A 23,958-nucleotide genomic window follows, 5' to 3' on the forward strand; every position below is an offset into this window, starting at 1 on the left:
ACCGATCGCGGAGCCGGCACCACCGGTCAGCAGACACCCGCCGATCACGGCCGCCGAGATGTAGATCAGCTCCTGGCCGACGCCTTCGCCGGACTGCACGGTGTTGAAGGAGAACAGCTGGTGCATCCCGATGAACCAGGCACCGAACCCGACCAGCATGAACAGCGAGATCTTCGTGAACGCGACGGGGACACCGACCGCACGCGCGGAGTCCTTGTTGCCGCCGACCGCGAAGATCCAGTTGCCGTACTTCGTGCGCAGCAGCACCCACGTCGCGATGGCGGCGAAGACCAGCCACCACACGATGGTGATCTTCACCTGGACGCCGCCGACGTCGAACGAGGACGCGAAGACCTTCTTGGCCTGGTCGAAGCCGTCCATGTTGCTGATGTCGTCGGTCGCCACGTTCCCCGTCACCAGTTTCGTGACGGCGAGGTTGACGCCCTGCAGGATCAGGAAGCTGCCCAGCGTGATCAGGAAGCTCGGCAGACCGGTCTTGACGACGAGCCAGCCGTTGAGGAACCCGACGCCGAGCGAGACGACCAGGGCCGCGATCACACCGACCCACACGTTCATGGTGAGTTGGTAACTCAGCATCGACGCGGTCAGCGCCGAGGTGATCACCGCGACGCCGGCGGAGAGGTCGAACTCCCCGCCGATCATCAGCAGGGCGACCGGCAGGGCCATGATCCCGATGGTCGACGAACCGTAGAGGATGTTCGCCATCGACGCGCCCTCGCGCACCGGCGCAGCGGCGGCGAAGAAGAAGACATAGACGGCGAGGGCACCGAGGAAGACACCCACTTCCAGACGCGCCAACAGCCTTATCGGCAAGGGCCGTTCAGAGGTCCGGCCATCCCTCTCTTGTGGGCCGGGAACCGGCGGTGAGGTCACCGCCGGCTCGGCCTGGTGGGTCGTACTCATCACCGGGTGCCCTTCGCGGCGAACTTCGCCACCGTGTCGACGTCGGTCTTGTCCACGAAGGCCGGACCGGTCAGCACGGGCTGCTCACTACCGCCGCTGTAGTTGCCGTTCGTCTTGTAGAGCCACAGCGAGTCCACCGCCAAGTAGCCCTGGAGATAGGGCTGTTGGTCGACGGCGAACTGGATGCTGCCCTTCTCGATCGCGGAGATGAGGTCCTTGTTCAGGTCGAACGTCGCGACCTTCGCCTTGCTGCCCGCGTCGGACAGCGACTGCACCGCGGTCAGCGCGAAGGGCGCGCCGAGGGTGACCACCTCGTCGATGGTCTTGTCCTGGGTGAGTTTGGCGGTGATCGTCGACTTCACCGACGGCATGTCCGTGCCGTTGACGTAGAGGATGTCGGTCTTGCCGGTGAAGGTCTTCTTCACGCCGGCGCAGCGCTGTTCGAGGTTGACGTCGCCCTGGGCCTGGATCACGCACAACGCGTGCTTGGCGCCTGTGGAGTTGAGCTTGGTGCCGAGGGCCTGCCCGGAGACGGACTCGTCCTGTCCGAAGAACGACAGCAGGCCCTGCTTCTTCCAGTCGCTGAGCCCGGCGTTGAAGCCCACGACGGGGATGCCGGCCTTCTCCGCCTTGGCGACGACGTCCTTCATGGCGTCGGGCTTGGCCAGGGTGACCGCGATGCCGTCGACCTTCTGGTCGATCGCGTTCTGCACGAGGTTGGCCTGGTCGGCGGCGGTCTCGTCGTTGGAGTAGATGAGCTTGACGTTGTCCTTGGCCGCGGCGGCCTCGGCGCCCTTGCGGATGGTGTCCCAGAAGGTGTCGCCGGAGGGTGCGTGGGTGACCATCGCGATGGTCATGCGGGGTGTGGTCGCCTTGCCCGCGGAGACGTTGCCCGCCGACTCGTCGGACTTCTTGCCGCCGGAGCTGCTGGAGCAGCCCGCGAGGGTGAGGGCGGTCGCGGCGGCGACGGCCACGACGGGGACGATTCTGCGGTGGCGGGGGAGGGCTGTACGGCTCATGGTTCGTGCACCTCGCTGTGCGGCTGGAAGAGGTCGAAGAGGTAGCAGGGCGGTGGGTCCGCGGCTGCTTGATGGGCCGGGGTGGGAAGGGAGGACCGGAGCGGGCTCACCTCGAGCGGTAGCGGCCGGATGTACCGTCCGCGACCGCTGTTCCGCCTTGTGGGCGATGTCGACGGTGAGCGCGTGTCCCCGCCGGTCGCGGCGACGAGCCAACGACCTTCGCTGGAACGTCAGGACAATTTAAAGCGCTTTAATTCCTGGTACTATCGACTCGTTTCGAGAGCGTGTCAAGGGCGTTGCGCGAGAAGAATGCGGCCGGGAGGCACAAGTGGAGGACGCTGGGGCGGAACGTCGCCGGGCGGAGAAGAAGCGCCCACGGCTGGAGGACGTGGCGGCACGCGTAGGTGTCTCCACCGCGTCCGTGTCTCTCGTGCTGCGCGGTGTGGCGGGCCCCAGCGAACGCACTCGGCAGCGCGTCCTGAAGGCCGCCGCCGACCTCGGCTACCAGGTGGACCGCACCGCCAGTCTGCTGGCCAGCAGGCGCACCCGGATGCTCGGTGTCATGGTCGACGTGCACAGCCCCTTCCACGCCGACCTGGTCGAGCACCTCCACTCGGCCGCCGAGGATGTCGGCTACGACCTCGTCCTGAGCACCCAGACCCGCACCCGCGACGAGCGCACCGCCATCGAGACGCTGCTGGCCTTCCGCAGCGAGGCGTTGATCCTGCTCGGCCCGACCGCCCCCGTCGACACGCTCGCCGCACTCGACGGCAAGGCCCCCGTCATCGTCGTGGGCCGGCGCATCGAGGACGGGGAGCTGGACGTGGTCCGCACCGCGGACGACGACGGCGTGGGCCAGATCGTCGACCGCCTCGTGGCGCTCGGGCACCGCGAGATCACGTACGTCGACGGCGGCAAGGGCGTGATCGCCACCGACCGGCGCCGCGGCTACCGCACCGCCATGCGGCGCCACGGCCTGGACGCGCACATCAAGGTGCTGCGCGGCGACAACACCGAGGCGGCCGGCGAGCGCGCCGCCCGCCACCTCCTCGACGCGGACCAACTGCCCACCGCAGTAGTCGCGTTCAACGACCAGAGCGCGATCGGCGTCCTGGCCGGACTCGCCCGCGCCGGTGTCTCCGTACCCGGCGAGGTGTCCGTCGCGGGATACGACGACGACAGACTCTCCCGCCTGAGCTGCTTCGACCTGACCACGGTCAGCCAGGGAGCGGAGGAACAGGCCCGCTATGCGGTGGCCGCGGCGGTGGAACGCCTCGACCAGGGCCGAACCGAACCCCGCGAGGTCGTTCTCGCCCCGCACCTCGTCGTACGCCGGACCATAGCCGAGCCGCGCTGACGTCGCCCGCGCCGATCATGCGTGTTGCCGGCGCCTGAGGTGCCGTCCGGTTCCACCTGCTCGGCTGCGTCGGCCGGCCGTGGGTGGTCGGTCCTGGCCGAGGTGTGTCGCGCGTCGCCGTCCGCAGTGATCGGGTGCCGGGACCCGCAGCTCACCGGTGCCGCACCGAGCACACCTGCCAATTCGGCTGCTGTCAGCGGCAGTTCTGCGTTCGATCCGACCGTCACAGGTGGGTGTTGGAGATACGGTCACGGCCGCGTTCCTGCTTGTCTGTCGGAGGGCGCGACCGTGCGTACGTCTCCGTTCGGTCCGGCTTTCAGCCGCTCACGGGTCCGGTGTACGTGCCCGGATGCGTGGCGCCGTCCTGGAGCAGGACGCTGCCGCCGGGCCAGGTCAGGGTGGCCGAGGTGGTTTCGTTCGGCGGGGTGACGACGACGGAGGTGGCCTTGAACTCGGTGCCGCTGCCCTGGGTCCACGGCAGGAAGCTGATGGTGAACGTCGCGCTGTCGCCGGCGGCCAGGGTGACCTTCGTGGGCGTCGCACCGCTGCGGGTCAGCGACCAGCTTCCCCCGGAGGACTTCAGGTCGACCCCGGGGAAGCCCTGGACGGTGCACGCGGCGGACGTCTTGTTCTTCAGCACCACGGCCAGTTGCTGCTGGTCGTCCGAGCTGCTGATCGTGCCGTCGCCGGAGCCGAACGAGAAGCCCAGCCCGGCGGTGTGGCAGCGGCTGGAGCCGGTGCTGTCACTGCTGCCGGTGCCCGTACTGCTACCGGTGCTGCTGCCCGCGTCCTTGGTGGCACCCGCGTTCTCGGCCGTGGCGCCGTCGGCCGTAGTGGCCGAGGACGAGGACGTCGGTGCGGACGACTGGTCGCCTGCGGCGTCGTTGCCACTGCCGTTTCCGCAAGCGGTGAGTGTCAGGGCGAGCGCGGACGTAGCGGCGAGCGCGGTGGCACAGTGGAGCAGACGCATGGTGATGTTTCTCCGTTGCATAAGGCGCGCTGATGAGCGCCGTGTTGATCACCACAGTATGGGTGAACGCTCAACAGACTTGTAACGAAGGCGTTCTGACGTCGCATCAGGAGTGCCAATAGGTGCTGTCAGAGACTGCGGGCCTTGGGCGAGGGCGAGACGACCTCGCCGTGGCCCCGGGGCGCTTCGTGCATGCTCGCCGAATCTCCGAACGCGGCCCGGAACCCGTCCTCGGGCGAACCACGGGCCTTCTTGCGGTCCGTCCCGTCACAGTCCTTGCGGTTGCGGCAGTTGAGTGTGGCGGATGTACAACCGCCAAGGCCACGACCTGCTGATGGCGACCTCTGCCTGCTGACGTGCGGTCATCGGTCGCGGCGAACGCCTCGCGTCCTCAGGATCTGTCTGTGACCGCCATGGTGTCCCAGAGCGAGCACTGGTGTTCCGCGGAGTACTGGGCGTCGTCGATCAGAGCACTCCTGCCCCCGGCCCGCAGCGACAGCGTCAACCCCTTGCCGCTGTGGTACGCGGGCCAAGCGTTCTGTCGGACGACATGCGGTCGGCCGGTCCTCGTGAAGGCGCCCCAGTACTGCGTCATCTCGCGGGCTAGCCGGCGCTCGGCGGCGTTGAACAGCGGGGCGATCGGGGTGCCGTTGTCGAAGCTGGGCCAGATGTAGGCGAGTTCCGCGGCGTGGCCGGCTCCCCAGACGTAACCGGGTATCTGCGTGAGGCCGGGCCCTGTCCGATGGTCGAACTCGTAGGAGTAGGTGGGGGTGTATCGCCCGAAGGCATGGACGAGCGAGCGTTGACCGCACCCGCCGATCCCACCGACCAACCCCGAGTCGGTCATGATCGCGCCGACGAGGTACGCCGCGGTGTACGCGTCGGACGTTTCGGGCCAGGGGTAGCGGGCGAGGACCTCGTCTGCGCGGTCCCCGGCGACGCCCTGGACGAAGGCGAGGTAGGCCTCCTTGCCTGCCCCTATGTAGCCCTGCGCGAAGGTGCGGCCCTCGTCACGGTTGGCGCCGACGAGCAGGGTCACCCGGGTGAAGTGCCCGCTGTCCACCGCCTGGCGCACGTTGACCGGGAAGGTCGGGGTCCCGTCCACGAAGCCGGCCGAGAAGGTCCGGCTCGCGTCGAGGAGCGCACCCACCGACGTGGACCGCAGACAGCCGAGGACGGCCGCCAGGTCGGTGCTGTCGCAGCCCGCCTGCCGGGCGAACGCCGTTCCGGCGGTCTCGGCTTGAGCCTCGGGCACGCTGGGGCAGGAGCCGCTCTGGATCACGGCGCGGGCGAACAGACCGCGCGAGCCGGGCGAAACCAGATGCCCGCAGACGGACCAGCCGCCCGCGGACTCGCCGTCGACGGTGACCGCGGCGGGGTTCCCGCCGAAGGCCGCGATGTTGCGCTGCACCCAGCGCAGCGCGGCCTGCTGGTCCATGAAGCCGTAGTTGCCGGACTCTCCGCCCTCCTTGGTGAGGGCGGGCAGTCCGAGGAAACCGAAGACGCCGAGCCGGTAGTTGAGCGAGACACCGATGACTCCCGTTTCCCGTACGAGCTTCGACTCGTCGTTCTGCGCACCGCTGCCGTTGGTCAGGCCACCGCCGTGGATGAACACGTGCACGGGAAGACGGGCGCCGGCCCGCACTCCCGCCGGCCGCCACACGTTGACGTCGAGACAGTCCTCGGTCTCGCTGCGCGGGCCGTTGCCGCTGGGCAGTACGGGGCAGGGGTTGCCGAAGGCGGTGGCCTCCCGGACGCCGGGCCAGCGCGCCGCGGGCCGCGGCGGCGTCCAGCGCAGGGAACCGGTGGGAGCCGCCGCGTAGGGGATGCCGACGAACCGCTCGACGCCGTGGGAGACGGCACCGCGCACGGAGCCCTTGTCGGTGGACACCACGGTCGCCGTACTCGCGGCCGCGGACGGCGTCGCGGACAGCAGCCCGACGGCGGTCATGGACAGGATCAGCGCGCCACCCAGGGCAGTACGTGTTCTGCTGGCAGTCATGGGGACCTCTCAGGTGGGATGCCGGCCGCGGCACCGCGGCCGGCACACCTGGTGGGGAGTGGGGGATGGAAGCGCGCTCAGCGGGTGACGCCGACGCTGCCGTGCAGGGGCAGCGTCCGCGACGAGGAGCCGACCCACACGTCCCGTTTTCCGGTGCCGAGCACCCAGCTGTGGGAGGACGTGTTCCAGTACCTCAGCTGCTGGGCGTCGACCCGGATGCGTACGGTCGTCGACTGCCCCGCGCGCAGCCGTACCTTCTGGTAGCCGCCGAGCGAGCGCACCGCCTGCGGCTCGGTGGTCCCCGGGCTCGCGCCGACGTAGACCTGGGGGACCTCGGCACCGTCGCGGGTGCCGGTGTTCTTCAGGGTGAACGAGACGGTCAGCGCGCCGTGACTCTGCCGTACCGCGAGGTCGCGGTAGGCGAAGGAGGTGTACGACAGTCCGTAGCCGAAGGGGAAGAGCGGGGCGGCCTGCTCCTTGTCGTACCAGCGGTAGCCCACGTAGATGCCCTCGGAGTAGTTCTCCTGGTTGTCCACTCCCGGGTACCTGAGCGGGTCGCCGGCCACCGGTGTTACGGACTCGCTCGCGGGGAACGTCTGGGTGAGCTTGCCCGAGGGATTCACGTCGCCGTAGAGCAGCCCGGCGGTGGCCTCGGCGCCGTTCTCCCCGGGGTAGTACATGTCGAGGACCGCCTTGACCTTGGACAGCCACGGCATGGTGATCGACGATCCGGTGTTGAGGACGACGATCGTGTTCGGGTTGGCGTCGGCGACGGCGGAGATGAGCCCGTCCTGGTCGGCCGGCAGGGAGAGGTTCTTCCGGTCGAAGCCCTCGGTACCGTCGTCGTAGGCGAAGACGACGGGGGTCTTCACCTGGCGGGCCAGGGCCACCGCCTGCTCGCGGGCGGCCTGCGCGGCCTGCGGGGTGACCCAGTTCAGCCGGACCTTCGTCGGTCCGCCCTGGATCGCGAGGGCGCCGGCCGCGAGGGTGTGCGTGCCCGCCGTGAGGTGCACCGTGGCGGTGCTGGAGCCGAGGAAGCCGGTGATGACGCTGTTTCCGTCGATCTTCAGCAGGCCGTAGGCGGCGGGGAGGTCGAAGACGAAGGAGTAGTCGCCGTCGGTGGGCACGGTGAGGGTGCCGCTGTAGTTGAAGGAGGCGTCCGGTGTGACGGGGATCGTGCCGTCCGCGTCGACCGGCAGGGCGGGGCTGAGGGCCGAGGCGGGGATGGGGTCGCCGGTGTCGACGCCGGCCGCGTAGCGCACCGTGGTGTGCCGACCGGCCCGCGCGGTGATGGTGTCCAGTGGCGAGGCCGCGGAGTCCGGTACGACGCTGGAGCTGCCGCCGCCGGTGACCTTCGGTGTCTTCGCGGTCGGGCCGATGAGTCCGATGCTGGTGTCCTTGCCGGTCAGCGGAAGTGCTCTGCCGGTGTTCTTCAGCAGGACCGCGCCGGATTCGGCCACTTTCTGGGCGACCTTCGCGCCGCCTTTCGTATCGCGTGCGGGCCGCCGGGTCGCCGCACCGTCGAGGAGACCGAATTTCGTCATCTGCTGCAGAATGCGCGCGACCGAATCATTCAGTTCCGAGACGGGAATGGTGCCGTCGGTTATCGCGGTCTTCAGTTCCCCGCCCAGGTGGACCCCGCTCGGCATCTCCTGGTCGAGGCCGTTCACGATGTCGGTCGTCGCGTGGGTCGCGCCCCAGTCCGACATGACCCAGCCCGAAAAGCCCCACTGCTCCTTGAGGATCGAGTCGAGCAGTTCGTCGCTGCCGCAGCCGTGGCTGCCGTTCACCGAGTTGTACGAGCACATCACCGCACCGGCGCCGGCCTTGACGGCGGCCTCGAAGGCGGGCAGTTCGATCTGACGCAGGGTCTGCTCGTCGACGTTGACGTTCACCCCCATGCGGTTGTCTTCCTGGTTGTTCTCCGCGTAGTGCTTGACGGTGGCGATCAGGCCCTGGCTCTGCACGCCCTCGACCTCACCGGCCACCATGCGGGAGTTGAGCAGCGGGTCCTCGCTGAAGGTCTCGAAGTTCCGCCCCGCGTACGGCACTCGGATGGTGTTCGTCATGGGGGCGAGCAGGACGTCCTGGCCGAGCGCACGGCCGTCGCGTCCGACGGTCCGGCCGAACTCCCGGGCCAGTCCGTCGTCGAAGGACGAGGCGAGGGCGACCGGTGCCGGCATCGCGGTGGCGTGCTCGTTGACCCGGACGCCCGCCGGGCCGTCGGTGAGCCGCAGTTCGGGGATGCCGAGACGGGGCACCCCCGGGATGTATCCGGCCTGGCCGAGCGTCTTCGGATCGGTGCCGCCGTGGACGAAGGACAGCTTTTCGTCCAGCGTCATCCGGGCGATGAGGGCGGCCACGCGCGGGGACACTTTGACCGTCACGCCCGCGCTGCCCGTGCCCGAGGCGCCGGGCGCCGCGGCCGTGCCCCCGGCGATCAGCGCCGCGCTCACTCCCGCGATCAGCGCCGTACGGCGTAAACGGGTGCCGTTGTGTCTTACCGATCTCCGATCGAGTTCCATGCCAACTCCTCACCACTGAAGTGCCCGACGATTTATGTCTCCCATGGACAGAATTCGAGTCAATGCAGGTGGCTCTATAAAAGATCGAATGCTCAAGGAGGTTAAATTCGCACATTCGATGCGTCAACCCTCTGGAATTCCGCACTTGGCGGACTTAAATTGACGCCCTCACAAGGAGGTGACACGTGTCGGCGCGTGACAAGGTCCTGTCCCATGTCCGGCGGCACGGGAGCGCGTCCCGCCCCGAACTGCAGACGGCGCTCGGCATGAGCCGTCCGGTCGTCGCGGCCGTCGTCCGCGACCTCCTCGCCGAGGAACTGCTGACCGAGCACCAGGGGGAGAACACGGGCGGCCGCGGGCGCCCCGGCCGACGCCTTCGGCCCCGCTACCCGGCGGGCGCGGTCATCGGAGTCGACGTCAGCCACCGGCATCTCACCGTCGCCGCGGCCACCCTGGACCTCACCGTCCGGACCGAGCACCGGGTGGCGATCGATGTGGACACCCGACCGACCGCGGCACTCGACATCACGGCCGACATGATCCGGCGGACGGTCGAGGAAGTCCGGCTCACTGACCACGGGCCCGTGAGCGCGTGCGCCGTCGGCATACCCGGGCCGCTGGACATGAACAAACGGGCGATCGCCTCGCCCACCATCCTGTCCAGCTGGGCCGGACTCGATCTCGCGGCCGAACTGGGCTCCCGGACGGGACTGACCGTCTCCCTCGACAACGACGCGAACCTCGGAGCCCTCGCCGAACACCGGCACGGCGGCGCCGACCACCGCGGCAACCTCATCTACGTCAAGGCGTCCGACGGCATCGGAGCAGGCCTCATCGTCCACGGGATCCCGGTCAGCGGCAGCTTCGGAGCCGCGGGCGAGATCGGGCACACTCAGGTGATCCCGGACGGGGACTGGTGCCGGTGCGGCAACCGCGGTTGCCTGGAGACCATCGTCTCGGTCCGCCAGGTGCTCCAGCAGGTCCGACACTTCTACCCGGGCGACACCGACCTGCGGGCCCGGCTGCCGGAGATCGCCCAGCACCCGGTGGCCCGGAAGATCTTCGCCGAATCCGGCCGCACCCTCGGCCGCGTCCTGGCCAATCTGTGCGCACTGCTCGACCCCGCGGCCGTCGTCATCGGCGGCGAGATGAGCCAGGCGGGCGAGGCGTTCGTCGACGGCGTCCGCGAGTCGATCGAACGGCTCGCCCAACCGGGTTTCGACAACCGCGTCCTGGTCGTCGCATCCGCCCTCGGCACCCGCGCCGAGCTGATCGGGAGCCTCACGCTCGCCCGGGACATCGCCCTGCGGGGCGGAATCCGGCGGGCGTCGTCGCGGTCCAATACGCGGTGACGGACGCGAGTGTGGCGGGCGTGGTGGGCACGGCGATCGGCGCGCTGGGGGCGGTTGGCCGGTGGTCGGGTTTCCGTGCTCGGTCAAGAGCGTTCGCAGCGGCGGCAGTTGCAGACCGCCCGCGAGCACCGGCGTGAGGCGTATGGCGGGTTGATCGCGAGCACGAAGTTGCTGTCGGCCGTGTGCCGGCGGCTTTCCGACGTGGTCCGGAACGAGCAGTCCACGCCGGAGCAGTGGCAGGTCTCCTTCGCCGAGGCGCATGAGGTGTGGAGCCGGTTCAGCAGCGCGGTCGTGGCCGTCGTCGTCGCCGGGCCGTTGTCCGCCGCGGCGGCGGCCGAGGTGCTGCGGGTGGCCATGTACGACTGCGAGAAGGCCGGGATGGACTGGTTGGAGGCTGCGGACAACCGATCGGTGGGGCCCGTTTCACGCGCCGAACCTGCCCGTCGTCATGGCCGCCGCCCCTGACGCGGACCTTGGGCTGTTCGACTACGGAAACCTAGCCATCACGTGATGACCCTCGGTGATACATCGGATGAATGTGTTGACGTGGCAGTGGATCGCGCATAGAACATGTGCGGTTCGACCGGCAGGGACAAGGCAAGTTATCGCTAGCCACTCTGAGGAGCCGTTCGATGTATGCGAGATTGACCAGATGTTTGTTGCCTCTGCTGCTCTTACTCGGGCTCGCGGCGGGAACGTCGCCCGCGGTGGCCGCGCCCGCCGCCGTGGCCCCGAGGGACGTAGCCGCCCCCGTTGCGTCCACGCCGCCCATGGGCTGGAGCAGTTGGAGCGCGCTGCGCGAAGGCAGTGGCCTGACCCAGGACGGCATCAAGGCTCAGGCGCGGGTCATGCACGACAAGCTGCGGCGCTACGGCTACCGCTACATCAACATCGACGCCGGCTGGTCCGACCACCTGGACGCCTACGGGCGAAACACCTGGGACACCACTCGCTTCCCGGACGGAATCCCCGCTCTCGCTGCGTATCTGCACCGACTGGGGCTCAAGTTCGGCATCTACCTCACGCCGGGCGTCCCGATCGAGGCGTATCAGAAGAACCTTCCGGTCCAGGGCACCGCGTACCACATGCAGGACATTGCGGACCCGACACAGCCCGGCAACACCCACAACGACTCCTACCGCATCGACTTCACCAAGCCCGGCGCAGCGGAGTACGTGCGGGGCTACGCCGACCTGTTCGCCTCCTGGGGCGTCGACTACATCAAGATGGACTTCGTCGGCCCCGGCGGCGGCCTCGTCCCCGCCGACAACCGCCCCGAGATGCGGGCGTGGCACCAGGCGATCGTCGCCACCGGACGTCCGATGCACCTGGAGCTCTCCAACTCGCTGAGTATCGCCGACGCCGCCACCTGGCAGGCCACCAGCAACGGCTGGCGCACCGGCGGCGACATCGAGTGCTATTGCGGTGTCAACGGATCCAGTACCCCGTTGACCAGTTGGCAGCGGACGTCGGCCCGCTTCGACCAGGTCGCGGCCTGGCAACCGTTCGGTGGCTCCGGCGCGTTCAACGACTACGACTCGATCGAGGTCGGCAACGGCAGCGACGGCGGGCTGACCCCCGACGAGCGGCAGACCCAGCTGAGCCTGTGGTCGCTGGCCTCCTCCCCACTGCTCCTGGGCACGGACCTGACCAAGCTGGACGCCGCCGATCTGAGGCTGCTGGCGAATCGTGACGTGATCGCCGTGGACCAGGACACCGTCAATGCCTCTCGGGTGAGCAAGAGCGCGACCGCGCAGGTCTTCGCGAAAACGGAGCCGAACGGCGATGTGATCCTGGGGCTGTTCAACACCGGGGCCGTCGCACAGACCGTTTCCGTCGCCGCGGACGCGGCCGGTCTGCCCGTGTCCTCCTCGTACCGCCTCGACAACCTGTGGACGCACGAGGTCACCCGGTCCTCCGGCGCCACCGTCTCCGCTTCGGTGCCCGTGCACGGCGCGGCGCTGGTCCGGGTACGTCCGTGGGCCGCGGGCAAGACGCCGGGGCGCCCACAGACCGGCCTCGCCGTGACCGCCCCCGGCATCCTGGGGACCGGCCAACAGGCCACCGCCAACGCGGACTTCACCAACTGGGGCACCGTCGCCGCGACAGATGTCCACGTGGCGCTGCCCGTCCCGAAGGGATGGACGGCCACCCCCGTCTCGCCCACTTCCTTCGCCGCCGTCGCGCCCGGCACGACCGTCCGCGCCACCTACCGCGTCACGCCACCGGCCTCCACCACCCAGCTCTTCCCGACGGTCCAGCTCGACGGCGTCGCCCACTTCCACTGGAACACCGGCACCGGGGCACGGGCCACTGGCTCGGCCGCCGGACACACGACCGTTCTGCTCGAGGAGCCCGTTCAGGCTCCGTTCCACACCTTTTCCTCTTCGCCGGAGCCCGCGAACTTCTCACAGGTCGGCTCCGCACTCGGCATTCGAGCGGCCGGCGCGGGCGTCTACGGACCGACGAACGAATACGGGGCGCTCTATGTCCCCGGCGCGGAACACGACGGCTCCGTCACGACGGTGCGTGTCACGTGGCAGCGGTACCAGAACTCCGGGGCCAAGACCGGAATCATGGTGCGCAACGACATCACCGGCGCGAGCAACTCGCCCGGCTTCGTGACCGTGGGAGTGAGCGCGAAGAAGGGCTACTTCATGCAGTGGGACGCAGACGGCGACGGGCGGCTCGACGCCGGCACCGCGCCCAACGGCTCCGGCGTCGGCAAGCCCGTTCTGCCCAGTTGGGTCCGGCTGGTCCGCTCCGGCACCACCTTCACCGGCTACTACTCCACCGACGGCACCAGTTGGACCCTCCTGAGTACCGCGGACGTTCCCGCCGCCGCGCATACCCAGGACGTGGGCCTCTTCGGCACCGCTGCCAACCCGGGCTACCCGAGCGAAGACGATTTTACCGACTTCACGACCAGCGGCTGACGGTCCGTACGTGCTGTCGTGGGAGACAGCAGGCTCCGACGTCGCTCCCTGGCGGAGGTTGCGGAAGCGTGCCTCGGCACGGCCGGAACCGTCGTCGTACACGCCGTTCTTGAAATAGCGGGTGGCGGGACGCCAGTTGGCGACGGTCCGGACGAGGGAGTCGTCGAAATGTCGGTGGCGAGGGCGCTGCGCAGGATCTGGGTGAAGGAGGCGCCGTCGGCGCCGGAGGGGAGGCGGACGTCGGCGTCCCACAAGTGGTTGCCCGTGGTGCAGTCGACCTTCCAGCGCATTCCCGTGCGCGGGTCGGTGGAACTGCCCTCCGCGAACGGCTCGTCGGTGGCCGTACACCACATGCGGTGGAGACCGCCCCTGTAGCTGTGCCGGTTGCTGAGATCCAGGTTCCAGGGCTTCTGCCGGCTGTATGCGAAGGCGGTCTGTGGGGACCCGATTCGGCCGCAGTCCCCGCCGTACGGGAACCAGACCGCTCACGGCGTCCTGGCCGACCGGGACTGTAAGGGACGTGGCGCGTAGAAGGAGATTGAACGCCTCGTTCCAGCTGCGGAGTTCAGATTTTCGAGGTGGTGGATTCCGGTGCGGCGAAGGCCGTGGCGTCGATGTGGAGCGGCGTCGTGCCGAGCCGGTCGGAGACGCGGATGCGGGGGCTTCCCACGTGCTGGTCCAGCAAGGTCGTCCGGCGGCGCCGGATCCTGACCTTGCGCATGGAGCGCAGTCCTTCCGGTGGGGGCAGCCGTGGGTCGAACGCGGAACGCGAGGGAGGAGCGCGAAGGCAGGCAACCGCAATACATCGGAGGAGTCAAAGGCTTGGGATGGGATTGCGGGTGGATGCACATCTTCCCAAATAGCAAGGTGTAGAGGGTTTTTCGACGTAGAAGGCCACTCGGTTGAGGTCATTGACAGGTGCCTGATGCATGCCTACGTTCCTCGATACACCCGATGTATCAGTGACCGTCAGTTCTGGAGGACGATGATGACCTCGCAGCCGGGAACGCACTCACCGCTGCCTCGCAGAGTCTTACTCGGTACCGCGCTGGGGGGAGCTGCGGCCGCGGCCCTGCCCGCTGGGACGGCCCACGCCGACGAACCGGTACGGGCGGAGGGGGTGGCCGACGTTGTTCCGGCGGCCCGGACCCGCAGAAGCCCCTGGAGACTCCGCGACACCATGCGTGCCGACGGTTCCTGGGAAGAATTTCTGCGGGGCCAGGATCTGTTGTGGAGCAGACTGCCCACCCTCTGGCACGAGGGGCCGTTCCTGGGCGACGGCCAGCTCGGCAGCATGGTGTACCAGGAGCCGGGCGCCAACCAGCTCCGCTTCACCGTCCAGCACGGCCGCGTCCAGGACCATCGGCCCGAGTTCGGCAGCGGCTGGGGCACCTGTCGCCTGCCGGTCGGCCACCTCACACTCGAACCGGTCGGCACCATCACCTCCGTCGACTGGCGGCTGAGCCTGTGGAACGCCGAGCTCACCGGTACCGTCACCACCACCGCGGGCACGCTCACCCTCTCCGCCCTCATCCACGACGAGGTCTTCGCCGCCCGCGTGACGGCAGCCGGCGACGAACGGGTCACCTGGACGTTCCACCCCGAAGAAGCGCTCAGCCCCCGGCACATCAGCGAAGCCCCGCCCTCGGGCTACACCGCCAACCCGCCCTGGATCCCCCGGACTTCCGCCGACGGCACCGAGCAGGTGCTCCAGCCCCTCACCGGCGGCCAGACCGCCACCGCCTACCGCCGCACCGGCCACGACCTGCTGCTCAGCGTCGGACACAGCTCGCCCTCCGACACCGCCGCCGAGGCCGCTTCCTTGCGCAATCTTCGGCGCGCGGTCTCGTACACCGCTCTCAGGCGACGGCACACCCAGTGGTGGCACGCCTTCTACCGCAAGAGCTTCGTCTCGTTCCCCGACCAGCGCCTGCAGAGCTTCCACTGGATCCAGCTCTACAAGGTCGCCTCCGCCAGCCGTGCCGGTGGCCCCGTCATGGCCACCTCCGGGCCGTGGCTGGAACCCACACCCTGGCCCGCGGTCTGGTGGAACCTCAACGTGCAGCTGGAGTACTGGCTCATCCACGGCTTCAACCACCCCGAGCTCGACTCGCTCGCCACCACGCTGCGGCAGAACCAGGAACAGCTCGCCGCCAACGTGCCCACCGCCTACCGGGCGGACAGCTCCGGCATCGGCCGCAGCTCCGACATGTTCGCCAACCGTGAAGTGGGCCGACCGGGAACAGGCGCCGAGACCGGCGACCTCACCTGGGCGCTGCACAACGTGTGGCTGTCGTACCGGCACTCCATGGACAAGGCACTGCTGCGCGACACGATCTATCCCGTGCTGCGCCGGGCGGTCAACTACTACCTGCACTTCCTCACCCCGGGCAGCGACGGCAGACTCCACCTGCCCAGCACGCTCTCGCCCGAATACCCCGTCGTGCCGCCCCAGGACACGAACTACGACCTGGCCCTGATCCGATGGGGCTGCCAGACGCTCATCGAGTCCGCCGAACTGCTGGCAGTCGACGACGAGTTGATCCCGAGGTGGCAGGAGGTGCTGGCCAGGCTCACGCCCTACCCGGTCGACGACAACGGCTTCATGATCGGCGCCGACACCCCGTACGCACAGTCCCACCGGCACTACTCGCACCTGCTGATGGTGTATCCGCTCTATCTCGTCAACTGGGACCAGCCCGGCAGCCGCGACCTGATCGCGAAGTCGGTGGCTCATTGGCACGCGCTGACCGGTGCCCACCGGGGCTACAGCTACACCGGCGCCGCCTCCATGTACGCCATGACCGGTGACGGAGACACCGCGATCACGTACCTGCGGAAGTTCTTCGATCCCAGCACGCGCTACCCCTGCCGGGCCAACACGCACTACACCGAGGCCGGGCCGGTCATCGAGACGCCGCTCTCCGCCTCGCAGTCACTGCACGACATGTTCTGCCAGAGCTGGGGAGGCGTGATCCGCGTCTTCCCGGCCGTCCCGTCCTCCTGGGCGGACGCCACCCTGCACGACTTCCGCACCCAGGGCGCCTTCCTGGTCAGCGCCGTGCGAAAAGCCGGGGTGACCCGGTTCATCAGGATCAGAAGCCTGGCGGGCGAACCGCTCAAGCTCCGGCACGGCCTCACCGGGCACCTCACCGTGCTCCTGGACGACGGCACTCCCGCCCACACCGACGATCTGGGCGACGGCACGCTCGCCATCGACCTTCCCCGAGGCCGCGAGGTGCTGGTGTACGCCGGTTCCCGTCCCGATCTCGTCATCGAGCCCGTTGCCGTCAGCGAGCCGGGGCCGGCCTGGGGTCTGCCGTAGCGAAGCCGGAGGACGCGGCCGTGTCGTCGAGTGTCAGGCGGCCCACCGGGCCGCCCTCGGACCCGACGACACGTTTTCCGCATCGCTCGGGATGGCCTGATGGCCAGTCAATTCATCCTGAACACAGGGCTGTTGACCTTCGCCACGACGCACAGGTCGTGCGAACCGGCGACCTCGTGCTGGAGGGTAACCGACGGCTCCTCGCTCGTCGTGCTCGCTCCGGCGCGGATCGCCGGGGGACCCGGTCGCGCCGTCTTCTTCGCCGACCAGGTCGGCATCCGTTCTGACCAGGTCACCGACTGCATCTGGGGCGAGAAGAGACGCACCGCGATTGTGCGGCGCTCGGGCAACCGCTTCTCGGTGTACGCCATGCCCGCGATCAGCGTAGAGGGGCGGCTGCACTTCCGGCCCGCTCGATCGCGTACGTGGGCGAGCGCCCCAGGGCTCGGGTCCGGCGCCGACGGTCTACCTGTCGTTGAGAGACCCAGCCGGAACTCCGGCCATGGAAGTCGACGACGCGGGGAACACCGTGAACTCCTCCTACTTTGCCCACAAGAAGATCGACCTCGGGCAGAACACCACCCCTGCTCCTGGGACTTCAAAGTCGACTACCTGACCCCAAGCGGGAAGTTCTCATCTTGGCCGTTCGGGGCGGTCGTGGGCTGGGCGGACTACCCAGTGAGGCCGCTGCGCTAGGCGTGGACGACGAGTTGGACGCGGTCGCGGCCAGCGGTGGTCGCCACGGCCCCCTGAACAGTTCTGGCCGCAGTGCTGCTGTCCGGGCTCGCCGAGTCTTGTCAAGACCTGCGGATGGAATGGGGATGCCGCCCCGCGTTGCGCCGCGCCCGCCCCGAGGCGAAACTTCGTTGCTCCGTTCACCGGACCGCTCAGGAGAAGTCCGCGGTGGTGATGCCGTCGGGGTGTCCGGGCGGCCACTCCACCAACTCGATCCGGTAGCCGTCCGGGTCGGTGAGCCATGACGTCTTCGGGCCGTGGGGGCCGCCCGGGTGCTGGACAGGTCCCGGCTCCAGGCCGGAGTCGGTCAGCCGTTCCAGGGTGGCGGCCAGGGTGTCCACCTGGATCGCGAGGTGGTCGAAGCCGCTGCCCACGTCGACGCGTCCGGCAACGGGACGGTGGACCAGTTCGAGCGAGGCCGCCGGTTCGCCGGGGAAGCTGAGGATCACGAGGCGAGCCCCGTCGCCGATCTCGACCTTGCCCAACTCGACGTAGCCCAGGGCGGTGTAGAAGGCGAGCGAGCGGTCCAGCTCGGTGACGCGGTAGCTGACGAAGAGCGTCTTCATGCGGCCTCGTCGGATCGGCGCACCCGGTAGCGGAGGTGCGTGACGTCTCGGTCCTCGAGACGCCGGACGAGGTCGAGTTCGATGTGATCACCACCGAGGTGGTCGAAGAGCCGTCGGCCGTCCCCGAGGAGGACCTGCACCAGGTGGATCTCCATCTCGTCCATCTGCCCGGCTCGGAGAAGCGCTTGGGCCGCGCCCGCCCCGTGGACCATGACCGGCCGGTCCCCGGCGGCGGCGCGAGCCTGACGGGCGCAGTCCTCGACGTCGGTGACGAATCGCGCGTGGCCGGGTGGCACATCCCGGTCGTCCACATGGTGGGTGAGGACGAAGATCGGCACACCGTCGTGGTGGTCGCCCTGCCACCGCCCGGCGAGTTCGAAGGTCCGACGGCCGGAGATCACCGCGCCGGTGGCCAGTGCCTCGCGATAGACCTGTCCGCTGGGACCGTCGGATTCCCGGTCGTCGAGCCAGTTGAAAAGGCGTCCACCGGCGCGGCCGAGCTCCTGGCCCGGCCGATCGTCCGGACCGGCAACGTAGCCGTCGAGAGACATCGACATGTACAGCCGAATCGGACTGCTCATTCTGGCCTCCATCTTTCCTCCATCACATGGGGATGCTCCGCGTCCCGCCCCGCAGGGGTGGGAATGTCGCAGTGGAAGACTTCAGGCAGCAGGCAGATTCATCGGCCTGACGAGGCGGAAATGAAGAGCAGTCGATCAGTTGCGGTGATTCAGGCGCGCGAGCCTCGGAGCGTTCGACAAGCCGACCGCGCTCGAAGCGGGCTCCGGCCCGCACGAAGGCGACCAGGTGGGACGGGTCCAGCTGGGAACCGAAGGCGGCTTTTCATGCCGTGGCCTGGCATTACGACAGGTGCGGTGCCGCCCGTCCGTGACGTCCGTGAGGTCCATGACTTCTGATAGGTCTGGTCTGTATGGCGTCGGACAACGCTCAGCCGCGCGGTGGCGTCCAGTGCCCCACCGTCATGGTCACGGCTTCGTTCGCGTTGAGGGACTGGAGGCGGTCGGCCACGTCGGTCAGCATCTCCGTGATGCCCGGCCAGCGGGGCGCCCGGTCGTGTCCGGTACGGGTGAAGGGGACGACGCAGCCGTGGAGTTGCCCCGGCCGCAGGTCGGTGAACAGGCCGCCGCCTCCGCCGTCGACGGCCACGGGCAGCCACTCCGGCAGCCATACGGGGACTGCTTCCGTGGGGTACAACGTGCCTGCGGGATCGCCGCTGCGGGCACGGGTGTGATCTTCCCAGGCTGCCGCGAGCGCCGGGGGCACGATGTCCCGTGCCGCCTGGAGGTGGATGGTCCGGCGTTCGTCGGCCTCGGCCGCGCCGCAGGGGTCGTAGAAGTCGGGGATCAAGTGGCCTGCCGGGGGCGGTGATTCGGGGGCGGCGCACGGTCGAGGCCGTCCGTCCGGGCCCACCAGCACAGCAGGGCCGGGGGCAGTCCGGAGCCTCCATCAGACCTGGAGCGGTTCAGTGGCCGAGGGTCTTGGCCAGCTGCTGCTTGTTCATGGAGGAGCGGCCGTGGATGTTGCGCTTCCGGGCCTCCTCGTAGAGCTGGTCCCTGGTGGGGCTCACCGGGCCTCGGTGCGAGCGCTCGCCTCCGCGCTGCGAGGCGGACTTCTTGTCCTGGGTGGAGACCTTGCCCGGCTGCTTCGCTTCGCCGGAGCGGGCCCGTTCCTTGTTGACCGTCCGCGCGGCGATCTCCTTCGCGCGCCCGGCGGAGGCTCCCCGCTTCTCCGCGCTGTCCTTGATGTGCTCGTACTGCCGCTCCCGCTTGGGGCTGGAACCTGCCGGCATCACTGCTCTCCTCACCTCGGAATCGACGTGGGGATGTGTTTCCCTACTCCTCGGGTGCTCCGTACGGGGCGAGCCACACTCACTCCCGCCTCTTCCAGTGCACGCTGTCCCGCCGCGCGCCGCGCGCCGCGAGCGAGGGCGGACCGAGCGGCGGAGAGGGTTTGCGGACACCGCGGGAGGGGGCGGATCACCAGCATCGGCGGGGTGCGGCGTGAGTTCGACACCGAGATCGTCGACCAGTTGCCATGGAGGTCGAGCCGACCGGTGTCGCCGAAAAGAGCGCGGACGTATCCGCCCCGAGAACCCCGGAACGCCCCTCTGGCAGTGATTCCCGGGGTGCCCGCCGTCGGTGGCACGCGCGCCGCCTTGGTCAGCTGTCGGCGGCTGCGGTGGTGCGGGGGAATCAACCGTGGGAAAGGGGGCACTCCTCCGGACGAGAATCGCGAACACCGACACGCAGAGATGTGGATGAGGCCGGATGGTGGACACCCAACAAGCGGGGCGGTCCGCAGGGTTGTCGGTCCGCACCGACACGGTCGACGGCATCTTCGTCGTGACCGTGGCCGGAGAGGTCGACCATCAGACGGGCAGCCCCCTCAGGCAGGCACTGGACATAACTGACGGTGTTCCTCCCCGCATCGTCGTCGACCTGCGACAGGTTTCCTTCATGGATTCCAGCGGCATCAACATTCTCATCGCCGTGCACCACGACCTTGCCCGCGCGAACGGCTGGCTACGGCTGGCCGGAGCTGTTCCCTCGGTACGGCGCACCATCCAGCTCGTCGGCCTCGACATGCTCGTCGACTGCTACCCGAGCCTTCCGCAGGCCCTGACCGGCTGATGACCGGCCGCCACGGCAGCCACCGGCTGCCCGCCTCGGTACCGGGAGCGGTCTCAGGTACGGGTGGCTTCGCGGATTGCCGGAGGGGCCTTTTTGTCGAGGGCGACGCGGACCAGGGCGGCTGCCAGGACGGCCGGCTCCGCGCCGTCCGCCATGCGGAGCAGCGCATCGGCACTGGTAGGCAGATCCAGGGCTCGGGCGCCCTGGAGGGCTTTGGCGTCGAGATACGGCGCCGTGCCGGGCCAGACGGCCTGTGCCTCGCGCAGGAAGATGTCGGCGCCGGCCGGTCCCAGCCCGGGGAACTCCTGGAGCAGGCGCCGTATCTCGGCCGTGTCGCCGTCGGCCCGATCGCGCAGCTGCCGCAGGTCGCCTCCATAACGTTCGGTGGCCAGTGTCGCGCCGTCGCCGAGTTGGGTGGCGGTGCGTTCGTCGTAGCGCCGATAGCCACCGCGGCCGAGCGCGTCGACCCGCTGCTGCCAGGTGGCGTCGGCCATCCGGCGCGGATCGCGCAGGCCGGCGGCGGTCAGCTCTTTCGCGGCGGCGACCGCGATGTCGGCCCGGATACGAGCACTGAGCAGGCAGGCGAGCACCAGCAGCCGGTACAACGGCCGAGGAGTGTCCTTGAGGGGAATGCCCGCCTCGACGGCGTAGGTGCGGCCGTGCGTTTCCAACAGCGCCCGTATCACGCCGTGTTGGGTGGTGGTGGCCATCCGTCTCACCTCCGTGGACTGCGTACGGTATTCCGCGTACCCCCATGGATCCGGGCGAAAGGGGAAGAGCGTACCCACCTGTGGCTCGGCAGGGGGAGGGCACTGCCGGCTACGTTCCGTCGGTGATCGTGGCGAGTTCTCTGTCGAGCGCCGGAGCGATACCGCGGGCGTCGAGGCAGACCCTCCCGCGCACTTTCCGGACGAATTGCGCCACCCCGTCTTCGGGCAGCCACACCCGTGCGAGGGTCGGGGCGACGAGGCTCACCTCGACGCCGTCGATCGGCCCCTGTGCGGGTCGCACGGTGATGTCTCCCTCACCGGCCGGGGACATCAGGCCCTGGGCGAGCAGTTCCCAGGCGAAGGTCCAGGTGACTTCGAGCCCGTCGGGGCCCAGCAGCACCAGGCGCACGGCCAGGCAGTCGTCGGGCTGGTAGACGAGCTCCGTGGGGATGATGGCGCCTTCGTCGTCCGCGAGGACGACGAATCCGGTCGCGTCGACCCTCAGCTGCGGGTCGTGCGGGCGCTGGATCACGAGATGCTCTCCGTCTGCCCGGCACCGCTCTCGACCGTCGGGACGGCCAGTCTTGGCGGTCGCGAAGGTCCGGGCGTCCGGGATCCGGGGCACAGCACCCGCACGGCCGTCATGGCCTCCTCGACAGTGCGGGTGCCGGTGAGGACGCACAGGGTGTAGGCGGCGTCCCGCACGCTGACGGCGGCGGCCGCGTCCTCGGCGGCCGCGAGCGCGAGATATCGGTCGACGGTCTGTTGCAGCACAGATGGGTCCGGGACCATCACGGGGGACCTCCACCTTCGAGGCGAGGCACTGGGGCTCGACGGGTCGGAGTCGTGATGAGCGAGGGACGGCACGATGACACTCCTGGAGGGGGCTGGAGGAGGGAAGGGAGTATGCCTGCCGGCGGGAGCACGTGACTGCGCTCCCATGTGCCCCGTCCGTACGACCCGAAACGGGCTGATCGCGGCTCAAGTCCATGAGCTCATGCGCGGGTGACCACTCGCCCTGCATGGTGGTTTCCACCGGCCCCAGCAGAGGTTGGACATGGCTGTTCCGGCGGGAGTGCGCCTCCTCGCCGTATCGAGGTGGCCTGTTCGAGAGGGGCGCGCGGCGTACCGACCAGAGTCGTGGTAAGCGTCCGCTTAGCCGTCTTCGGTGCAGTGTGACACCGAGCAAGCCCTGCAGGACGCTCGGCGCCAGACCCTTTGCCGATCGGTACGGGGAATCGAGCTCGATCTGAGCGGGGCGTCGACCTCTGTGACCGCGCCGGCGCAAACGCGTTGCCGCGCGCGTCGGCAGGCCCTCGACGAGGGCAGGTCCATCACCGTCCGGACCGCGAGCGCGATAGTGCACCGACTCTTTCTCGGACACCGGCACGCGTTCCCTGGTCACCGTCGCGGACAAGCACCACCTGAGCACCCGGCACCCGTGGGATGCGTCGTTCGATCCCGCACCCCACCCCTGGAAGGAATCCGTGTCCTTTGGCAGGAGCGCACCAGGATCCGCGCATCGAACTCGTTCAGGTGCGAGGGGCCATGCGGACTCGACCCGTGATCGATCTCGCCCGCGGAGTACCGATGGCGTCCTTCGGGCTGACCCCCAAGTACGCCTGGGATGTTCTCGTGACGGTCTCCCAGAACACGAACATCAAACCGCACCACGTGGCTGAAGAGATCGTCAGGGCCGTCACCGGACCCCCGTTCGCCGAGGACCTCCAGCAGCACTGATGGAGACGGCGGCCGGGCTGCCCAAGATCCGGCCAACGGTGCCGGAGGCGGAAGTCGGCGACGGCTCAACGGCAACGGGCGTTTTCCGCAGGGGGACTTCACCTTCAGGGGGCCCTTCCCGCTCCTGTCCTCCTCATGTCCCTGGACGCGCCGCGAAGGCACTACCGCCGCTGAGGCGCAGCACGGGTCATCTCGTGCTCGGCATCCAAACAACGTCCTCCACAGGCGAGTTGACCTTCCTGTCGGGCCCCTCGGTTTTCGGGCGTCCGGCATGGGCACTCGGGTCGAGATCCGGACGGACGAGTCGACCGCGTGACAGGCCATTGAGGAGGTATTCATGGAATGGGCCCAGCAGGCTGCCTGCGTTCATGAGGACCCGGAGCTGTTCTTTCCCCTCAGTGCCACGGGACCGGCGCTACGACAGGAACTCGCCGCCAAGCGTGTCTGCCTCGTCTGCCCCGTGATTCGACAGTGCCTGGACTGGGCGATCGACAACGGTCAGGTCCACGGCGTATGGGGTGGAACGAGCGAGCGGGAGCGCGCCGAACTGCGCAGGGGGGCTGACCTGGTACACGCGCACCGGTGAACGCGGGGGCCCGGCGCCCCGTCGTACGGAATCTCGGGCTCCAGGGGCGGGTCGGGCTCCTTCCTGTGTGTGCCAGGAGGGGACGCCGCAAGAAAAGACGATTACCGTCGGCAGGCCGTGGCCGAACACACGTCGGTGAAGTCCGCCTCGGGACGCGGGCCGGATCTGACCTCGGCCCACGGAGTGCGCTCCGCCCCGTGGCCACAACCCTGCTTCGCGCCTCCTCTTGGCGACTCCCGGGCCGAGTCCGCCGTCGGCCTTTCCGGAAGCGGCGGCTGTCGGTCGACGCGTCGTCTGCTGATCACGGGCATGTGCGCCAAGCAGACGGGCGCGGGCCGCAGGTGACCACCTGGGCACCGCCGAGATGGCGCGGCTCACGTCCTCCCGTCAGGGGAACAAGGCGATGCCGTTGAAGATCAGCGCCATGACACCGATGACGAACGCGGTGATCATCCAAGGACTGCGATGCTTCATGGGAGCCTTGGGTTTCGCCCCGCGCGGCCGGTCCTCGGGGAGGGCGGGCCGGGCGGTCCCGTGAGGAGAGTTCCTCGGCCCCTCGG

At 69.0% G+C, this 23,958-nt stretch carries 23 protein-coding genes; 9 read left to right on the top strand and 14 right to left on the bottom strand.

Annotation, left to right across the window (positions count from 1 at the left end):
- Together SSP08S_RS46520 and SSP08S_RS46525 are read right to left on the bottom strand one after the other, a co-directional pair.
- On the bottom strand, positions 1-924 hold a 924-nt coding region (locus SSP08S_RS46520; RefSeq protein WP_043260310.1), incomplete at its 3' end, for an ABC transporter permease.
- Positions 924-1,943 carry a sugar ABC transporter substrate-binding protein gene (locus SSP08S_RS46525; protein WP_019074522.1) on the bottom strand — a complete coding sequence of 340 codons (1,020 nt, stop codon included), beginning with the start codon at positions 1,941-1,943 and terminating at the stop codon, positions 924-926. The genes SSP08S_RS46520 and SSP08S_RS46525, both read right to left, overlap by 1 nt.
- A 328-nt stretch (positions 1,944-2,271) precedes the next feature.
- On the opposite strand from SSP08S_RS46525, the gene SSP08S_RS46530 reads away from it, so the two are divergent.
- Entirely contained in the window at positions 2,272-3,300 is a 1,029-nt protein-coding gene (locus SSP08S_RS46530) for a LacI family DNA-binding transcriptional regulator (RefSeq protein WP_019074523.1), read from the top strand.
- A gap of 316 nt (positions 3,301-3,616) precedes the next feature.
- Here the strand turns inward: SSP08S_RS46530 and SSP08S_RS46535 are convergent, their stop codons facing one another.
- The 3 genes from SSP08S_RS46535 to SSP08S_RS46545 form a co-directional block, all read right to left on the bottom strand.
- Positions 3,617-4,270, bottom strand: coding sequence for a DUF4232 domain-containing protein (locus SSP08S_RS46535; protein WP_019074524.1), 654 nt, complete (start codon positions 4,268-4,270; stop codon positions 3,617-3,619).
- 391 nt (positions 4,271-4,661) lie between these two features.
- Complete coding sequence (locus SSP08S_RS46540) at positions 4,662-6,272, bottom strand: carboxylesterase/lipase family protein (RefSeq protein WP_245608094.1); 1,611 nt, start codon at positions 6,270-6,272, stop codon at positions 4,662-4,664.
- 77 nt (positions 6,273-6,349) lie between these two features.
- Positions 6,350-8,797 carry a glycoside hydrolase family 3 C-terminal domain-containing protein gene (locus tag SSP08S_RS46545; RefSeq protein WP_026179419.1) on the bottom strand — a complete coding sequence of 816 codons (2,448 nt, stop codon included), beginning with the start codon at positions 8,795-8,797 and terminating at the stop codon, positions 6,350-6,352.
- A gap of 185 nt (positions 8,798-8,982) precedes the next feature.
- Between SSP08S_RS46545 and SSP08S_RS46550 the strand changes: the two genes are divergently transcribed.
- The 4 genes from SSP08S_RS46550 to SSP08S_RS64660 all read left to right on the top strand — a co-directional run bounded on the left by SSP08S_RS46550 (position 8,983) and on the right by SSP08S_RS64660 (position 13,460).
- Positions 8,983-10,149, top strand: coding sequence for an ROK family protein (locus SSP08S_RS46550; protein WP_019074527.1), 1,167 nt, complete (start codon positions 8,983-8,985; stop codon positions 10,147-10,149).
- A gap of 75 nt (positions 10,150-10,224) precedes the next feature.
- Positions 10,225-10,614, top strand: a complete 390-nt coding sequence (locus tag SSP08S_RS46555; protein WP_019074528.1) for a hypothetical protein — start codon at positions 10,225-10,227, stop codon at positions 10,612-10,614.
- Positions 10,615-10,856: 242 nt separating this feature from the next.
- Entirely contained in the window at positions 10,857-13,085 is a 2,229-nt protein-coding gene (locus tag SSP08S_RS60890; RefSeq protein WP_158697307.1) for an NEW3 domain-containing protein, read from the top strand.
- A gap of 168 nt (positions 13,086-13,253) precedes the next feature.
- Entirely contained in the window at positions 13,254-13,460 is a 207-nt protein-coding gene (locus tag SSP08S_RS64660) for a hypothetical protein (RefSeq protein ID WP_019074530.1), read from the top strand.
- Between the two features lie 190 nt (positions 13,461-13,650).
- Here the strand turns inward: SSP08S_RS64660 and SSP08S_RS62190 are convergent, their stop codons facing one another.
- On the bottom strand, positions 13,651-13,806 hold the full coding sequence (locus SSP08S_RS62190) for a hypothetical protein (protein WP_019074531.1): 156 nt from the start codon (positions 13,804-13,806) through the stop codon (positions 13,651-13,653).
- A gap of 267 nt (positions 13,807-14,073) precedes the next feature.
- Here SSP08S_RS62190 and SSP08S_RS46575 point away from each other — a divergent pair, with 267 nt between their 5' ends.
- Positions 14,074-16,410 (top strand): glycosyl hydrolase family 95 catalytic domain-containing protein, encoded by a 2,337-nt coding sequence (locus SSP08S_RS46575; protein ID WP_026179420.1) that lies wholly within the window; start codon positions 14,074-14,076, stop codon positions 16,408-16,410.
- 107 nt (positions 16,411-16,517) lie between these two features.
- On the opposite strand, the gene SSP08S_RS64830 is transcribed toward SSP08S_RS46575, so the two are convergent.
- The 5 genes from SSP08S_RS64830 to SSP08S_RS46600 form a co-directional block, all read right to left on the bottom strand.
- Entirely contained in the window at positions 16,518-16,781 is a 264-nt protein-coding gene (locus SSP08S_RS64830) for a hypothetical protein (RefSeq protein WP_019074533.1), read from the bottom strand.
- A 516-nt stretch (positions 16,782-17,297) separates the two neighbouring features.
- Positions 17,298-17,711: a VOC family protein gene (locus SSP08S_RS46585; protein WP_019074534.1), complete on the bottom strand. Its 414-nt coding sequence runs from the start codon at positions 17,709-17,711 to the stop codon at positions 17,298-17,300.
- Positions 17,708-18,292, bottom strand: coding sequence for a dihydrofolate reductase family protein (locus SSP08S_RS46590; RefSeq protein WP_019074535.1), 585 nt, complete (start codon positions 18,290-18,292; stop codon positions 17,708-17,710). Before SSP08S_RS46590 ends, SSP08S_RS46585 begins: the two co-directional genes overlap by 4 nt.
- Before the next feature lie 367 nt (positions 18,293-18,659).
- On the bottom strand, positions 18,660-19,079 hold the full coding sequence (locus tag SSP08S_RS46595) for an SMI1/KNR4 family protein (protein ID WP_019074536.1): 420 nt from the start codon (positions 19,077-19,079) through the stop codon (positions 18,660-18,662).
- 115 nt (positions 19,080-19,194) lie between these two features.
- A complete protein-coding gene (locus SSP08S_RS46600) occupies positions 19,195-19,521 on the bottom strand; it encodes a hypothetical protein (protein ID WP_019074537.1) in 327 nt (108 codons plus the stop codon).
- 478 nt (positions 19,522-19,999) lie between these two features.
- Between SSP08S_RS46600 and SSP08S_RS57360 the strand changes: the two genes are divergently transcribed.
- Positions 20,000-20,362 carry an STAS domain-containing protein gene (locus SSP08S_RS57360; RefSeq protein WP_019074538.1) on the top strand — a complete coding sequence of 121 codons (363 nt, stop codon included), beginning with the start codon at positions 20,000-20,002 and terminating at the stop codon, positions 20,360-20,362.
- 53 nt (positions 20,363-20,415) lie between these two features.
- On the opposite strand, the gene SSP08S_RS46610 is transcribed toward SSP08S_RS57360, so the two are convergent.
- The 3 genes from SSP08S_RS46610 to SSP08S_RS46620 form a co-directional block, all read right to left on the bottom strand.
- The gene (locus SSP08S_RS46610; RefSeq protein ID WP_019074539.1) at positions 20,416-21,072 is read right to left on the bottom strand and encodes an HhH-GDP family DNA glycosylase; all 657 of its coding nucleotides are present in this window, start codon (positions 21,070-21,072) and stop codon (positions 20,416-20,418) included.
- 109 nt (positions 21,073-21,181) lie between these two features.
- Entirely contained in the window at positions 21,182-21,604 is a 423-nt protein-coding gene (locus tag SSP08S_RS46615) for an SsgA family sporulation/cell division regulator (protein ID WP_019074540.1), read from the bottom strand.
- Positions 21,601-21,864, bottom strand: a complete 264-nt coding sequence (locus tag SSP08S_RS46620; RefSeq protein WP_078532779.1) for a DUF5133 domain-containing protein — start codon at positions 21,862-21,864, stop codon at positions 21,601-21,603. The genes SSP08S_RS46615 and SSP08S_RS46620 overlap by 4 nt, the downstream gene beginning before the upstream one ends.
- A gap of 654 nt (positions 21,865-22,518) precedes the next feature.
- On the opposite strand from SSP08S_RS46620, the gene SSP08S_RS60220 reads away from it, so the two are divergent.
- Complete coding sequence (locus SSP08S_RS60220) at positions 22,519-22,812, top strand: ANTAR domain-containing protein (RefSeq protein WP_078532780.1); 294 nt, start codon at positions 22,519-22,521, stop codon at positions 22,810-22,812.
- A gap of 337 nt (positions 22,813-23,149) precedes the next feature.
- Positions 23,150-23,398 carry a WhiB family transcriptional regulator gene (locus SSP08S_RS46630; protein ID WP_019074543.1) on the top strand — a complete coding sequence of 83 codons (249 nt, stop codon included), beginning with the start codon at positions 23,150-23,152 and terminating at the stop codon, positions 23,396-23,398.
- The last annotated feature ends 560 nt before the right edge of the window (positions 23,399-23,958 follow it).

The sequence above is a fragment of the Streptomyces hokutonensis genome (assembly GCF_000376565.1).
Taxonomy (GTDB): Bacteria; Actinomycetota; Actinomycetes; order Streptomycetales; family Streptomycetaceae; genus Streptomyces; species Streptomyces hokutonensis.